Raw genomic sequence first — 14,020 nt, forward strand, 5'->3', positions numbered from 1 at the left:
CGCCGAACTGTACGGATTCGGCTTCTACTTCCTCGTTCCGGGACTCAACGAAGAAGAGGTGATCGGCGGCACCCTTTCCGCATTGCTGAAGGATCAGCCCGGTGCGACCGTCGTCGTGATCGATGACGGCTCCGATGACCGGACAGCCGAGATGGTGCGCTCCTATGAGCACACGGGGCGTGTTGAGCTGCTCAGCCGCACATTCCCGAATGCCCGTCTGGGTAAAGGGAAAGCCCTCAACCACGGAATCGAGTGGGTCCGCGCCGACGTAGCCGACAGGGGCGTCGACACCTCCAAGGTGATCGTCGCCGTGATGGACGCGGACGGCCGTATGACCGCGAACGCCACCTCGGCCGTGGCCGGAGAATTCGCGGCGGACCCGTCGGTAGGCGGTCTCCAGCTCGTGGTGCGCATCCGCAACGGTGATTCCCTGGCCCTGTCGTTCCAGGACATGGAGTTCTGGTCCATGGCCGGCTCGGGGCAGCTCGGCCGCATGGCCGCGGGGTCGGTGGGCATGGGCGGCAACGGCCAGTTTGCACGCCTGGCCGCGCTGGACGAGGTCGGCGCGGAGCCGTGGTCGGATTCCCTGACCGGGGACTTCGATCTGGGCATCTCGCTCGCCGTACTCGGCTGGCGGACGACCTCGACGCCCTGGGCCTGTGTGACACAGCAGGGAGTCGGTGATCTGCGTCGGCTGGTTCGCCGGCGCACCCGCTGGTACCAGGGCCACATGGCGTCGATGCGCCGCCTTCCGGAGCTGGCGCGCTCCCGCTACCTGCCCACCGGGCGCTTCCTGGAGCATGCGGCCTACCTCGCAGTCCCCTGGGTGGTTTCACTGCCCTGGTCGCTGCTCCAGCAATACCTCCTCTTCGCGCTGATCACGGGGCACGGCCTGCCGTCGGCCGGGGGCACCTCTCCCGTGGGCCGGGTGCTGTTGGGCGTCGTCTGGTACGTGGCGTCGTTCACCCCGCATGTCTTCCGGGGGTTCGTGTACTCGCGACGAGCCTGCACCGTGCCGCTGTGGAAGGCACTGGCCATGGCGCACCTGATGATTCCGTGGTCCTACGTCGCGCACTTTGCGGCGTGGCGGGCACTGGCCCGGATCATCCTGCGCCGCAACTCGTGGGCCAAAACCCAGCGGGTGGCTGAGGACGGTCCGGCACAGCTCGGCGGCGCCGCGGCCGGTGGCGCGGAGCTGCCCGGCCCATCGGCCAAGCCCTCGCTGGAACCGGCCTCTGACGGCCCCGATCTCAGGTGACCCCCGTGAAGCAGATCCGTAAGCACCGGGCAACCCCACGCGAGCGGCGGCCGGTTGTCCTCCGTACCCGGGCCGGCACATCCCATCGCGCCCCGCGTTCCGGGCGACGCCGGATGCCTCGGGGAAAGTTCGTCTCAGCGGTCCTGACCAGCCTGGCGATGATCGCTTCGGGCGTTGTGCTCATCTCCCGACAGCAGTCCGATGCGGCCGCTCCGCTCCCTGCCACTCCCTTCTCGGCCGACCCGTCCGGGCTCCCGCGCGCCCTGCCACCCCACAGCGGCCGGCAGGCGCCACCCGGACGAGGCGGCCGGGACTGCGACCGGACCCTGCGGGCCTCGCACATCGTGATCCCGGCGCTGTGCGTCAACGCCCCCGTCGCGGCCACCTCCCGCATCAGGAGTGGCGCGTTGACCATCCCGGAGGACGTTCAGCACGTCGGCATGTGGGACCAGGGCGCGGCACTGGCAGACCACGCCGGGACGACGCTGCTCGCCGGGCACGTCCACGCCCCCGGGCAGGGCAACGGAGCCCTGTACGACCTCTATCGGTCCCGGCCCGGTGACGCGGTGTACGCCAGCGATGCCGACGGAACCGTCACCACGTGGCGCATCGCGAGCCTGGAGGCGGTCAATAAGTCCCGGCTGCCCGAGTCGCTGTTCGCCGGGAAGACCGGACCGCGCCGGCTGGTCCTGGTCACATGCGGCGGCCCCGTCGAGTTTCACCCCGGATACGGCAATGTCTACCGGGACAACGTGATCGTCACCGCCGTCGCCTAGGAGGGGCGGGGACCGGAAACGGAGAGAGGGGCGGGGACGGGAAGCGGCGCATGTGCCACCGCGCCGGCCCCGCCCCTTGGACGTGTCTGGTGAATCATGGTCCGTCCGTTGGCGCCCTGTCGGATTCTGCCGGGACGCCTGGCCCGGGACCGCGACGGCCACCGTGGCGGTCCCGCCTTCGCGCCGGGCGAAAGCCTGGAGGCGTTCATCCACCGCATCAACCAGGAATGGGTCGAGGCCCACCGCCGGGTGAGCCCGGCAGCGCTCAGCGACACGCTCGATGCGGTGGGCGGGCAGGTCGCCCGGTTCTTCGAGACCACCGACCCCGACAGCCCGTCGCTGGGGGTGTCCTGGGCCGGTATTGATCCGGCGCGCTGGTCTCTCGCCGAACCGGGCTCCGCGCGCCCCACCGCGGCCGTCCGCCTGGATACGGAGACCGCCTGGCGGCTGTGTAACCGTGGCATCCAGCCGGACACCGTGCTGGCCCGGGTGCGCATCGAGGGCGACCGTGAACTGGGCGAAGCCGCCTGTCAGATCGTGTCGGTCATCTACTGACGGCAGCCTCGGCACGGCGCCGCGGTGACCCGGGAACGACGCACTCGTGAGTGCGCCACCGACCCATCAGACACGGCTCAAGGCAATCGAGCGCGCCTCGGCGCTGGTCAAGACCCCGAGCGGTCCCATGACTGGCCACGAAGCCCCGCCGCGTGGCGTGCGGCGCACGGGGTCACGGCGCCCCGACGCCCGCCTCACACATACCGCTCCAGAATCGACGACTCCGCCAGCCGTGACAGCCCCTCGCGGACCGAGCGGGCGCGGGCCTCGCCGACGCCGTCGACCGTCTGGAGGTCGTCGACGCTGGCCGCGAGCAGCTTCTGGAGGCCGCCGAAGTGGTCGACGAGGCGGTCGATGACGGTGCCGGGGAGGCGGGGGACCTTGGCCAGGAGGCGGAAGCCGCGGGGAGAGACGGCGGAGTCCAGGGTTTCGGGGGCGCCGCTGTAGCCCAGCGCGCGGGCCACGGTGGGGAGTTCGAGGAGTTCGGTGTGGCTGAGGGCGTCCAGTTCGGCGAGGGCCTCGGCGACCGTGCGGGAGCGCTTGGCGGTCGGTTCGGGGACGTAGTCGCGGACGACCAGTTCGCGTTCGGGCTCGACGCCGGCGATCAGCTCCTCCAGCTGGAGGGCGAGCAGGCGGCCGTCCGTGCCGAGTTCGACGACGTACTCGGCGATCTCGGTGGCGATCCGGCGGACCATCTCCAGGCGCTGGGCGACCGCGGTGACATCGCGGACCGTCACCAAGTCCTCGATCTCCAGGGCGGAGAGGGTGCCGGCGACCTCGTCCAGGCGGAGCTTGTAGCGCTCCAGCGTCGCCAGTGCCTGGTTGGCGCGGGAGAGGATCGCGGCGGATTCCTCCAGGACGCGGCGCTCGCCGTCGACGTAGAGGGCGATCAGGCGCATCGACTGGCTGACGGAGACGACGGGGAAGCCGGCCTGGATGGAGACGCGCTGGGCGGTGCGGTGGCGGGTGCCGGTCTCCTCCGTCGGGATGGAGGCGTCCGGCACCAGCTGGACACCGGCCCGCATGATCTTGGTGATGTCCTTGTCGAGGACGAGGGCGCCGTCGAGCTTGCACAGTTCGCGCAGCCGGGTGGCGGTGAATTCCACGTCGAGGACGAAGCCGCCGGTGCACATGGACTCGACGGTCTTGTCGAAGCCGAGGACGATCAGTCCGCCGGTGTTGCCGCGGAGGATGCGCTCCAGGCCGTCGCGCAGGGCGGTACCGGGCGCGACGGCGCTCAGCGTGGCGCGCATCAGGCTTTCGGTGCCGGAGCTTCCACCGGACCTGCCGGAAGTCGATGCCCGGTCGTTGGCTGCCACTGCACTCCTCCGTCACAAGGTCTGTCGGTCCGCAGGCCGCCCGGCCCTTGCTGTGGTTGACGTACCAGCGGAGCGTACGTGGCCGACAGGCAATTCTGCGGTGACGGGCGAGACCAGGGCAAAGTCTACCGGCGTGCGCCCTCTTCCTGTGGGGCCTCCCGGCGCACCCGCTTGGGCAGCACGCTGAGTGCCTGCCCGACGTCGGCGACCTCCAGGACCCGCATTCCGTCGGGGATCTTGCCGGGGTCGGTGGGGACGAGGGCGTGGGTGAAGCCGAGGCGGGCCGCTTCGGACAGCCGGCGCTGGACGCCGGTGACCCTTCTGACCTCGCCCGCGAGGCCCACCTCGCCGATGGCGACGAGGTTCTTCGGGAGGGGGGTGTCGCTGGCGGCGCTGGCCAGCGCGAGGGCCACGGCGAGGTCCGCGGCGGGCTCGGTCAGCTTCACGCCGCCGACCGTCGCGCTGTAGATGTCGCGTTTGCCCAGGGCGCTGATCCGGCCGCGCTGTTCCAGGACGGCGAGCATCATCGAGACGCGGGAGGTCTCCAGGCCGGAGGTGGTGCGCCGGGGGGAGGGGATCTGGGAGTCGACGGTCAGCGCCTGGACCTCGGCGACCAGGGGGCGGCGGCCCTCCAGGGTCACGGTCAGGCAGGTGCCGGGCACCGGTTCGGCGCGGCGGGTCAGGAAGAGGCCGGAGGGGTCGGCGAGGCCGGTGATGCCTTCGTCGTGCAGCTCGAAGCAGCCGACCTCGTCGGTGGTGCCGTAGCGGTTCTTGACGCCGCGGACCAGGCGGAGCCGGGCGTGCCGGTCGCCCTCGAAGTGCAGGACGACATCGACGAGATGCTCCAGGAGGCGCGGTCCGGCGATGGCGCCGTCCTTGGTGACATGGCCCACCAGGAGGGTGGACATGCCGCGTTCCTTGGAGGCCCGGATCAGTGCGCCGGCGACTTCGCGGACCTGGGCCATGCCGCCGGGTGCCCCTTCGATCTCGGGGGAGGCGACGGTCTGCACCGAGTCGAGGATCAGCAGCGACGGCTTGACGGTGTCGAGGTGGCCGAGCACCGCGGACAGGTCCGTTTCGGCCGCCAGATACAGATGGTCGTCGAGGGCGCCGATGCGGTCGGCGCGCAGCCGTACCTGGCTCGCGGACTCCTCGCCGGTGACGTAGAGGGTGCGGTGGGCGTCGGAGGCGGCCTTGGCGGCGGCGTCCAGCAGCAGAGTGGACTTGCCGACGCCGGGTTCGCCGGCCAGCAGCACGACCGCGCCGGGGACGAGGCCGCCGCCCAGGACGCGGTCCAGCTCGGGCACGCCCGTCGAGCGGGCGGTGGCCTGCTTGCCGTCGACCTGGCCGATGGGCACTGCGGCGGTGGTGACCCGGCCGGGCGCGGTCGTGCGCACCGCGGGGGCGCCGCCGAACTCCTCGACCGTGCCCCACGCCTGGCACTCGGGACAGCGGCCGAGCCATTTGGCGGTGGTCCAGCCGCATTCGGTGCAGCGGTAGGAGGGACGCTCCTTGCCCGACGATTTACGCGTTGCCATGGGGTCACCGTAGCGGCGGGGTCCGACAACGCCGCCGGGAGCGGTCGCGGAGCGGGCGCCCCGGCCGCGATCGTCGGGGGCGGGGGGCGCCGCCGAGTGGCGCATACGGAGCGCACCGCCCGTGTAAAGAGCTATTCGTGTCCCCTTTTGAGGGAGATGGTCACCCGTAAGGGTTAAAAGTGTCCAACGCGAGCAAGGAGGGCTGCATCATCCGCCTACCGTCGCCGGGGTGATGAGCAGCAGGCCCGAGCACCCCACGCACTCCACCGGCGCACACCGGTCGCGCGGCGACGCGCGGCGCCGGAGCCGGCCGCAGCCGTCCGAGCGGCCCGGCCCGGACGCCGCGCGCCCCCCGGACCGGGGCCGGGACGGCTACCAGCCCTATCTGGACGGGCTGTTCACCTACTGCCTGTCGGTGCTGTGCGAACACGACGCCGCGACGGCGGTGCTCGGCGAGACGCTCGCGCTCGCCGAGCGGCACCGCGGCCGGCGCCCCGCCGACCCGGCGCGGTACCGCTCCTGGCTCTACGCCCTCGCCCGCTGGGCCTGTTTGCGCCGGCTCGCCGAGCGGACCGCGCCGCCCGCCGGGAAACCGGGCCCCGGCGCGGCCCGCGAGGCCGAGCGCCGGCAGCGTGAACTCGCCGCGCTGGCCTGGCCGGAGGCCGCCGGCACCACCCCCGAGCAGCGGGAGGCGCTGGAGCTCTCGGTGCGCCACCACCTCGCGGCGGACGAGGTCGCCGCGGTGCTCGGCGCCGACCCGATCGCCACCCGCGCGCTGCTGGCCACCGCCTCCTGCGAGGTCGAACGGACCCGGGCGGCGCTGGCCGTCGTCGAGTCAGGGCGCTGCCGGGAGGTCGCGCAGCTGGCGGGCGACACCCAGATGCTGCTGGGCGCGGCGCTGAGCCGGGAGCTGGTGCGCCATGTCGACGACTGCGACGGGTGCCGGCGGACCGCCGAGCGGGCCACCGCCCCGGGGACCTGGCCGGGCACCGCGCCGGTGGACCGGGGCAGCCTGCCGCTGGTCGCCGCGCCCCGGGAGGCCGTGCTCGGCGCGCTGGCGGCGGCCCGGCGCACGAAGTCGGGCCGCGCGGAAGGGGTGGCCGGTGCGGGCGGCGGCGGCCGGGCGGGTGGGGCAAACGGTTCTCCTCGCTACGACCGCAGCGGTTTCCCCGTGGGCCCGCCGAAGGACCGGGTGGCCCGCCGGCGCCGGCTGCGCAACCGGGCGCTGACCACCACCGTGGTCGCCACCGTCGTCGCGGCGCCGGTGCTGGCCCTGTGGGCGGCGTACCGGGGCGCCCCCGCCACCGATGTGGCGGCCGACGACTCGCCCTCGGTGATGGCCGGCGACGCCGAACCCGGGCCGCGGCTGGGCGGCAGCCCGTACGAGAACGCCGGGAACGCCAGGAGGACGCCCGATCCCGGCTTCACGACGCGTGACGGGACGCCCGATGTGTCCGTCGAGGTGGTCAGCGCGGATGGCACCCCGCAGCGGCCGGACGGCCCGGACAGCCGCCGGGAGGCGGGCCCCGGCCGGCTGATGATCGCCGCCGCGCCCCGGGGCCGGACCACGCTCCTCACGCTCCGCGGCACCGGCGGCGCCCCGGTGCGCTGGTACGCCTCGGCGGGCGCGGCCTGGCTTCAGCTGAGCCGTACGGCGGGCACGCTGCGGCCCGGCGAGACCACCACGATCACGGTCCACATCGACCACGACCGGGAGCCGGCGGGCCACTGGCGGGCCAGGATCGCCATCGAGCCCGGGGGCACCGCCGTCACGATGCAGGGCCACGGCGCGACCGGCCCGGCCGCCGGTCCGCAGCGCCCGGGGCCCGTGCACCCGAAGCCGACCCGGCCGGCCCCGCGGCCGACGCCCACCCCGACCCATACGCCGCCGTCACCCACGCCGACGCCGACGTCACCGACGCCGAAGCCGACCGGCCCGGCCCCGTCCTCGACGCCGTCGAACACCACGCACCCGGCGCGCTGAGCGCAGACGGCCCCCGGCCCGGTGACCCAGGCCGGGGGCCGCGCGGCTACTCCTGCGGCTTCTTCAGGGCCGCCGGGTCCGCCGGGTGCGGCGCCATCGGCAGTGTCGCGGCCAGCCGCTCCTCGCACAGCTCGGCGAGCTTGGCGTAGCCCTTCTTGCCCATCAGCTCGGTCAGCTCGGGCTTGTACGAGACGTAGACCGGCTCGCCCGCACCGTGCGCCGAGGTCGCCGAGGTGCACCACCAGTGCAGGTCATGGCCGCCGGGGCCCCAGCCGCGCCGGTCGTACTCGCCGATCGTCACCTGGAGGATCTGGGTGTCGTCCGGCCGGTCGATCCAGTCGTAGGTGCGCCGGACCGGCAGCTGCCAGCAGACGTCCGGCTTGGTCTCCAGGGGCTCGCGGCCCTCGCGCAGCGCGAGGAGGTGCAGCGAGCAGCCCGCGCCGGCCGGGAAGCCGGGGCGGTTCTGGAAGATGCAGGAGCCCTCCCAGCGGCGGGTCTGCCGTTCGCCGTCCTCGTCCTCCTCGACCCAGCCGGTCGTGGTGCCCACGTCGTGGTGCTGCCACACCTCGGGCGTGAGGCGTGCCACATGCTCGGCCACCCGCTTCTCGTCGTCCTCGTCCGAGAAGTGCGCGCCGAGCGTGCAGCAGCCGTCGTCCGCCCGGCCGGCCTGGATGCCCTGGCAGCCACTGCCGAAGATGCAGGTCCAGCGGGACGTCAGCCAGGTCAGGTCACAGCGGAAGAGCTGCTCGTCGTCGCCCGGGTCCGGGAAGGTGACCCACGCACGGGCGAAGTCGAGCCCGACCTCGTCGGCGGGGGTCCGCTGCCCCTCGGCCGCCTGGGCGCGCCGCTTTTCTTCCTTCTTGAGCGCTTTTTCGTGCTTCGCCTTTTTCGTCTTTGCCACGACTCCAGCGTAAGGGGGCGCGACGGGTGCCGACCGCGCCGACAGGAGCGGCGGGTGCGGGCAGTAGGTTTCCCCGTATGAGACTCGGTGTCCTCGATGTGGGTTCGAATACCGTCCATCTGCTGGTGGTGGACGCACACCCGGGCGCGCGCCCGCTGCCCGCCTATTCGCACAAGGCGGAGCTGCGCCTTGCCGAACTCCTCGACGAGGGCGGCGCGATAAGCGATGGCGGGGTGGAGCGCCTGGTGGCCACCATCCAGGAGGCGCTCCAGGTGGCCGAGGACAAGGGTGTCGAGAGCGTGCTGCCGTTCGCCACGTCGGCGATCCGGGAGGCCACCAACGGGGAGGACGTGCTGCGCCGGGTCGCCCTGGAGACCGATGCCTCGCTCCAGGTGCTCTCCGGTGAGGACGAGGCGCGTCTCACCTTCCTCGCCGCCCGCCGCTGGCTGGGCTGGTCGGCCGGCCGGCTGCTGGTGCTGGACATCGGCGGCGGCTCGCTGGAGATCGCCTACGGCCTCGACGAGGACCCGGACGTGGCGGTGTCGCTGCCGCTGGGCGCCGGCCGGCTGACCGCGGGCGACCTGCCCGGCGACCCGCCGGAGGCCGATGACGTGCGGACGCTGCGCCGCCGGGTCCGGGCCGAGATCGCCAAGGTGGTGAGCGACTTCAGCCGCTACGGCAACCCCGACCAGGTCGTCGGCACGTCCAAGACCTTCAAGCAGCTGGCCCGGATCGCGGGCGCCGCGCGCTCCGCCGAGGGCCTCTACGTCCAGCGTGAGCTGACCCGCAAGAAGCTGGAGGAGTGGGTGCCGCGGCTGGCCGGGATGTCCGCGGAGGAGCGGGTGGCGCTGCCCGGCGTGTCCGAGGGGCGCTCGCGGCAGCTGCTCGCCGGGGCGCTGGTCGCCGAGGCGGCGATGGACCTGTTCGGGGTCGAGACGCTGGAGATCTGCCCGTGGGCGCTGCGCGAGGGCGTCATTCTGCGGCGGCTGGACCACCTGCCGTAGGGCGCGCGGCCGTCCGCCACGGCGCGGCCCGGCGCGGGTGAGACTCGTCACGCCGCCGCCGGCCGCGCCGCCCGGGTGGCGCCCGTCCCGGCCTCCCCGCCCAGGGGACGGGCCCCCGGCGGCGGGCCGCGGCGGCCCGGACCTCCTGCCCCGCGCCCGGCCCCGGCCCGTACGCTGTCCCTCGTGACAGAGCCAGTGATGCGCATCCCGGATGCGAAGGTCGCGCTGTCCACGGCCTCGGTGTATCCGGAGTCGACGGCGACGGCCTTCGAGATCGCCGCGCGCCTCGGCTACGACGGCGTCGAGATCATGGTGTGGACCGATCCGGTCAGCCAGGACATCGAGGCGCTGCGCCGGCTCTCGGACTACCACGGGGTGCCGGTGTTGGCCGTCCACGCCCCGTGTCTGCTGATCACCCAGCGGGTCTGGTCCACCGACCCGTGGGTCAAGCTCCAGCGCGCCCGCAACGCCGCGGAGAAGCTGGGCGCCTCGACGGTGGTCGTGCACCCGCCGTTCCGCTGGCAGCGCAGCTACGCCCGGGAGTTCGTCCGCGGGGTGTGGCGGATGGCGCACGAGACGGACGTGAAATTCGCCGTCGAGAACATGTACCCGTGGCGCTACCGGGACCGCGAGATGCTCGCGTACGCCCCCGACTGGGACCCCACCAACGACGACTACCGGCACTTCACCGTCGACCTCTCGCACACCGCCACCGCCCGCAACGACGCGCTGGCGATGGTGGAGCGGATGGGCGACCGCCTGGGTCATGTCCACCTCGCCGACGGCAACGGCTCCGCCAAGGACGAGCATCTGGTGCCGGGGCGCGGCAGCCAGCCCTGCGCCGAGGTCCTGGAGCGGCTGGCCGCCACCGGCTTCAGCGGGCATGTCGTCGTCGAGGTCAACACCCGCCGGGCGATGTCCGCCGCCGAACGCGAGGCCGACCTGGCCGAGGCACTGGCCTTCACCCGGCTGCATCTCGCCTCACCGAGCCGGGTCCAGGGCTCGTGAGCGCCGGCCGGGACGACGCGTCCCAGGGGCCCGGCACACCGCCCGCACCGGCCCGCCGCCGCGGCCGCCCGGCCCGCGCCGCCGCAGAGGACGGTCCCGGCGCCCGGGAGCGCATCCTGGCCGCGGCCCGTACGGAGTTCGCCGCGCGTGGCTACGACAAGACCTCGGTCCGTGGTATCGCCAAGGCCGCCGGGGTGGACGCGGCGCTGGTCCACCACTACTTCGGCACCAAGGAGCAGGTCTTCGCGGCGGCCATCGAGCTGACCTTCGCGCCCGCGCTGACCATGCCGGACGCGCTCGCGGGCGGCGGCGCGGACGTCGGCGAGCGGATGGCCCGCTTCATGTTCGGCGTCTGGGAGAACCCGGTCAGCCGCCCCGCGCTGCTGGCGATCATGCGCTCGGCGCTGACCAACGAGACCGCCGCGGCGGTGCTGCGCGGCCTCATCGAACGCCGGATGCTCCAGCGGGTGGCGGGTGAACTGGACGTCCCCGACCCGGAGTTCCGGGTGCAGCTGGCCGCCGGGCACCTGATCGGTATCGCCATGCTGCGCTATGTGATCAAGATGGACCCGATCGCCTCCGCGGACCCGGAGGAGATCATCGCCATGGTGGCGCCGACCCTCCAGCGGTATCTGACCCGGCCGTGACGCGCGGCCCGGTCCGAACCCCCGGCCCACGACCGGCCGGCCCGGCCGCGAAACGCCTGCTCGTCGCCGCGCCTGTCCGCACTACGGTCAGCCGTCTCACATGCCGGAGTCAGTGTCCGGATCTTGGATCAAGAGCGTAATCTCGGGTTCAGCTGCTCTATGACGCCACCAGGTAGGTGGCAGGCCCACCTACCTCGGCCGGCGGTCGTACGTCCGAACCGAGGGAGTGACCATCGTGCCCGATCTGAGGTCCCGCACCGTTACCCATGGCCGCAACATGGCGGGTGCCCGCGCCCTTATGCGGGCCTCGGGTGTAGCGAGCGAGGACATCGGCAAGCCGATCGTCGCGGTCGCCAACTCCTTCACCGAGTTCGTCCCCGGGCACACTCACCTCGCCCCCGTCGGCCGGATCGTCTCCGACGCCATCCGCGAGGCCGGCGCCGTGCCCCGCGAGTTCAACACCATCGCGGTCGACGACGGCATCGCCATGGGCCACGGCGGCATGCTGTACTCCCTCCCCTCCCGTGACCTGATCGCGGACTCGGTGGAGTACATGGTCGAGGCGCACTGCGCCGACGCGCTGATCTGCATCTCCAACTGCGACAAGATCACGCCCGGCATGCTGATGGCCGCGATGCGGCTCAACATCCCCGCCGTCTTCGTCTCCGGCGGCCCCATGGAGGCCGGCCAGGCCACCCTCGTCGACGGCACGGTCCGCAAGCTCGACCTGATCAACGCCATCGTCGACTCGGTCAACGACAGCGTCTCCGACGAGGACGTCCTGCGCATCGAGGAGAACGCCTGCCCGACCTGCGGCTCCTGTTCCGGCATGTTCACCGCCAACTCGATGAACTGCCTCACCGAGGCCATCGGCCTCTCGCTGCCCGGCAACGGCTCGGTGCTCGCCACCCACACCGCCCGCAAGGCCCTCTACGAGAACGCCGGCCGCACGGTCGTGGAGATCACCAAGCGCTACTACGAGGACGGCGACGAGTCCGTCCTGCCGCGCAACATCGCCACCCACGCCGCCTTCGAGAACGCCATGGCCCTCGACATCGCCATGGGCGGCTCCACCAACACCATCCTCCACCTGCTCGCCGCCGCCCAGGAGGCCGAGCTGGACTACGACCTCAAGAACATCGACGAGGTCTCCCGCCGCGTCCCCTGCCTGGCCAAGGTCGCCCCGAACGTCGCCCCCGGCGGCACGTACTACATGGAGGACGTGCACCGCGCCGGCGGCATCCCCGCCATCCTCGGCGAGCTGCACCGCGGCGGCCTGCTCAACGAGGACGTGCACTCGGTCCACTCCGCCTCCCTCGTCGACCACCTCAAGACCTGGGACGTGCGCGGCGGTTCCCCGTCCGAGGAAGCCGTCGAGCTGTGGCACGCGGCCCCCGGCTGCAAGCGCTCCGCGACCGCCTTCTCCCAGTCCGAGCGCTGGGCCTCGCTGGACGTGGACGCCGAGGGCGGCTGCATCCGCTCCGTCGAGCACGCCTACTCCGCGGACGGCGGCCTGGCGGTCCTCAAGGGCAACATCGCCGAGGACGGCTGCGTCGTGAAGACCGCGGGCGTCGACGAGTCCATCTGGACCTTCGAGGGCCCGGCGGTGGTCTGCGAGTCCCAGGAAGAAGCGGTCGACAAGATCCTCACCAAGCAGATCAAGGAAGGCGACGTCGTCGTCATCCGCTACGAGGGCCCCAAGGGCGGCCCCGGCATGCAGGAGATGCTCTACCCGACGTCCTTCCTCAAGGGCCGCGGCCTGGGCAAGGCCTGCGCCCTGGTCACCGACGGCCGCTTCTCCGGCGGCACCTCCGGCCTGTCCATCGGCCACGCCTCCCCCGAGGCGGCGGCCGGCGGCACCATCGCCCTCGTCGAGGACGGCGACCGCATCCGCATCGACATCCCCCACCGCACCATCGAACTCCTGGTGAGCGACGAGGAGTTGGCGACCCGCCGTGCGGCCCTGGGCGGCGTCTACGCCCCCAAGCAGCGCGAACGCAAGGTCTCGGCGGCGCTGCGCGCGTACGCCGCGATGGCCACCAGCGCCGACAAGGGCGCGGTGCGGGATGTGAACTCGCTGGGCTGAGGCAGGTGGGACCGGGAGGTCCGGTGTACGGCAACGGCCCCCGTCGCGGGCGGCGGTTTCTAGCGATCGTCGCAACACGTGGTCGTATTGATCAGGCCGCGAGCAGTTTATGCAGGCGCTCGGCTGGGGTTTCCCAGTCGAGCGTTTTGCGTGGGCGGCCGTTGAGTTCGGCGGCGACGGCGTCGAGGTGGTCGCGGGTGTGGACGGCAAGGTCGGTGCCTTTGGGGAAGTACTGCCGCAGAAGGCCGTTGGTGTTCTCGTTGGAGCCGCGCTGCCAGGGGCTGGCCGGGTCGCAGAAGTAGACAGGGATGTCCGTGGCGACGGTGAACGCACCGTGGGCAGCCATCTCCGAGCCCTGGTCCCAGGTCAGCGAGCGGACCAGGTGTGTGGGCAGGGTCTGGACGGTGTCGACGAGAGCGTCGCGGACGTGTTCGGCGGTGCGGCCCGTGGGCAGGTGCAGGAGCGTCACGTAGCGGGTGGCGCGTTCGACCAGGGTGCCGATGGCTGAGGCGCCGTCCTTGCCGATGATGAGGTCGCCTTCCCAGTGGCCGGGCACGGCCCGGTCGTCGGCTTCGGCGGGGCGTTCGCTGATCATGACTATTGGGGTGGTGAACCGCGGCTGTCGCTGCTGGGTCTGGCGGCGGGGCTTTCGGCGGGTGCGGCCCGAGCGCAGGGCGTGGGCCAGCTCGCGGCGTAGTTCGCCGCGTCCTTGGATGTAGAGGGCCTGGTAGACCGTCTCGTGGACCACGTGCATCTCCGGCCGCCGGGGGAACTGTGCCCGCAGAGCCTGGCAGATCTGCTCCGGGCTCCACCGTAGGTCCAGGTGGTCCTGGATGAAGTCCCGCAGCTGCGGGTTCTGGACGATCTTGCCGGTCTTGGGGCGGGGCCGGCGGGCGTCGGCGCGGGCCTGGGCGGCGTGGGGGGGGGGGGGGGGGGGGGGGGGG

At 72.7% G+C, this 14,020-nt stretch carries 11 protein-coding genes and 1 pseudogene; 8 read left to right on the forward strand and 4 right to left on the reverse strand.

Annotated features, from left to right (window positions below):
• The 3 genes and pseudogenes from AC3EUV_RS37185 to AC3EUV_RS37195 form a co-directional block, all read left to right on the forward strand.
• Positions 1-1,258, forward strand: a 1,258-nt coding sequence (locus AC3EUV_RS37185) for a glycosyltransferase (RefSeq protein WP_435604815.1), incomplete at its 5' end; no start/stop codon positions are given.
• A 113-nt stretch (positions 1,259-1,371) separates the two neighbouring features.
• Complete coding sequence (locus tag AC3EUV_RS37190) at positions 1,372-2,034, forward strand: class F sortase (RefSeq protein ID WP_432146890.1); 663 nt, start codon at positions 1,372-1,374, stop codon at positions 2,032-2,034.
• A gap of 132 nt (positions 2,035-2,166) precedes the next feature.
• Positions 2,167-2,589 (forward strand): annotated as a pseudogene (locus AC3EUV_RS37195) (maleylpyruvate isomerase family mycothiol-dependent enzyme); the annotation flags it as partial.
• A 194-nt stretch (positions 2,590-2,783) separates the two neighbouring features.
• Here AC3EUV_RS37195 and disA read toward each other — a convergent pair.
• Together disA and radA are read right to left on the reverse strand one after the other, a co-directional pair.
• Positions 2,784-3,908, reverse strand: coding sequence for a DNA integrity scanning diadenylate cyclase DisA (gene disA / locus AC3EUV_RS37200; protein ID WP_432146891.1), 1,125 nt, complete (start codon positions 3,906-3,908; stop codon positions 2,784-2,786).
• A gap of 125 nt (positions 3,909-4,033) precedes the next feature.
• Positions 4,034-5,446, reverse strand: coding sequence for a DNA repair protein RadA (radA, locus tag AC3EUV_RS37205; RefSeq protein ID WP_432146892.1), 1,413 nt, complete (start codon positions 5,444-5,446; stop codon positions 4,034-4,036).
• 232 nt (positions 5,447-5,678) lie between these two features.
• Here radA and AC3EUV_RS37210 point away from each other — a divergent pair, with 232 nt between their 5' ends.
• Positions 5,679-7,430, forward strand: a complete 1,752-nt coding sequence (locus AC3EUV_RS37210; protein WP_432146893.1) for an RNA polymerase sigma factor — start codon at positions 5,679-5,681, stop codon at positions 7,428-7,430.
• Positions 7,431-7,476: 46 nt separating this feature from the next.
• On the opposite strand, the gene AC3EUV_RS37215 is transcribed toward AC3EUV_RS37210, so the two are convergent.
• Positions 7,477-8,331 (reverse strand): DUF3109 family protein, encoded by an 855-nt coding sequence (locus AC3EUV_RS37215; protein ID WP_435604816.1) that lies wholly within the window; start codon positions 8,329-8,331, stop codon positions 7,477-7,479.
• Between the two features lie 77 nt (positions 8,332-8,408).
• On the opposite strand from AC3EUV_RS37215, the gene AC3EUV_RS37220 reads away from it, so the two are divergent.
• The 4 genes from AC3EUV_RS37220 (at position 8,409) to ilvD (ending at position 13,076) form a co-directional block, all read left to right on the forward strand.
• The gene (locus AC3EUV_RS37220; RefSeq protein ID WP_432146895.1) at positions 8,409-9,335 is read left to right on the forward strand and encodes a Ppx/GppA family phosphatase; all 927 of its coding nucleotides are present in this window, start codon (positions 8,409-8,411) and stop codon (positions 9,333-9,335) included.
• A gap of 183 nt (positions 9,336-9,518) precedes the next feature.
• Positions 9,519-10,343 (forward strand): sugar phosphate isomerase/epimerase family protein, encoded by an 825-nt coding sequence (locus tag AC3EUV_RS37225; RefSeq protein WP_435604817.1) that lies wholly within the window; start codon positions 9,519-9,521, stop codon positions 10,341-10,343.
• On the forward strand, positions 10,340-10,990 hold the full coding sequence (locus AC3EUV_RS37230; RefSeq protein ID WP_435604818.1) for a TetR/AcrR family transcriptional regulator: 651 nt from the start codon (positions 10,340-10,342) through the stop codon (positions 10,988-10,990). Before AC3EUV_RS37225 ends, AC3EUV_RS37230 begins: the two co-directional genes overlap by 4 nt.
• A gap of 235 nt (positions 10,991-11,225) precedes the next feature.
• Entirely contained in the window at positions 11,226-13,076 is a 1,851-nt protein-coding gene (ilvD, locus tag AC3EUV_RS37235; RefSeq protein WP_432146898.1) for a dihydroxy-acid dehydratase, read from the forward strand.
• Between the two features lie 91 nt (positions 13,077-13,167).
• On the opposite strand, the gene AC3EUV_RS37240 is transcribed toward ilvD, so the two are convergent.
• Positions 13,168-14,020 (reverse strand): IS30 family transposase (locus AC3EUV_RS37240; protein WP_435604819.1); only part of this gene is annotated, 853 nt, incomplete at its 5' end.

This window comes from Streptomyces sp. bgisy130 (assembly GCF_057708345.1).

What these genes read in the sequence shown, in the direction of transcription:
- AC3EUV_RS37210 (WP_432146893.1), top strand. Translation starts at nt 5,679, where the DNA reads ATGAGCAGCAGGCCCGAGCACCCCACGCACTCCACCGGCGCACACCGG.
- radA (WP_432146892.1), bottom strand. Translation starts at nt 5,446, where the DNA reads ATGGCAACGCGTAAATCGTCGGGCAAGGAGCGTCCCTCCTACCGCTGC.
- AC3EUV_RS37190 (WP_432146890.1), top strand. Translation starts at nt 1,372, where the DNA reads ATGCCTCGGGGAAAGTTCGTCTCAGCGGTCCTGACCAGCCTGGCGATG.
- AC3EUV_RS37220 (WP_432146895.1), top strand. Translation starts at nt 8,409, where the DNA reads ATGAGACTCGGTGTCCTCGATGTGGGTTCGAATACCGTCCATCTGCTG.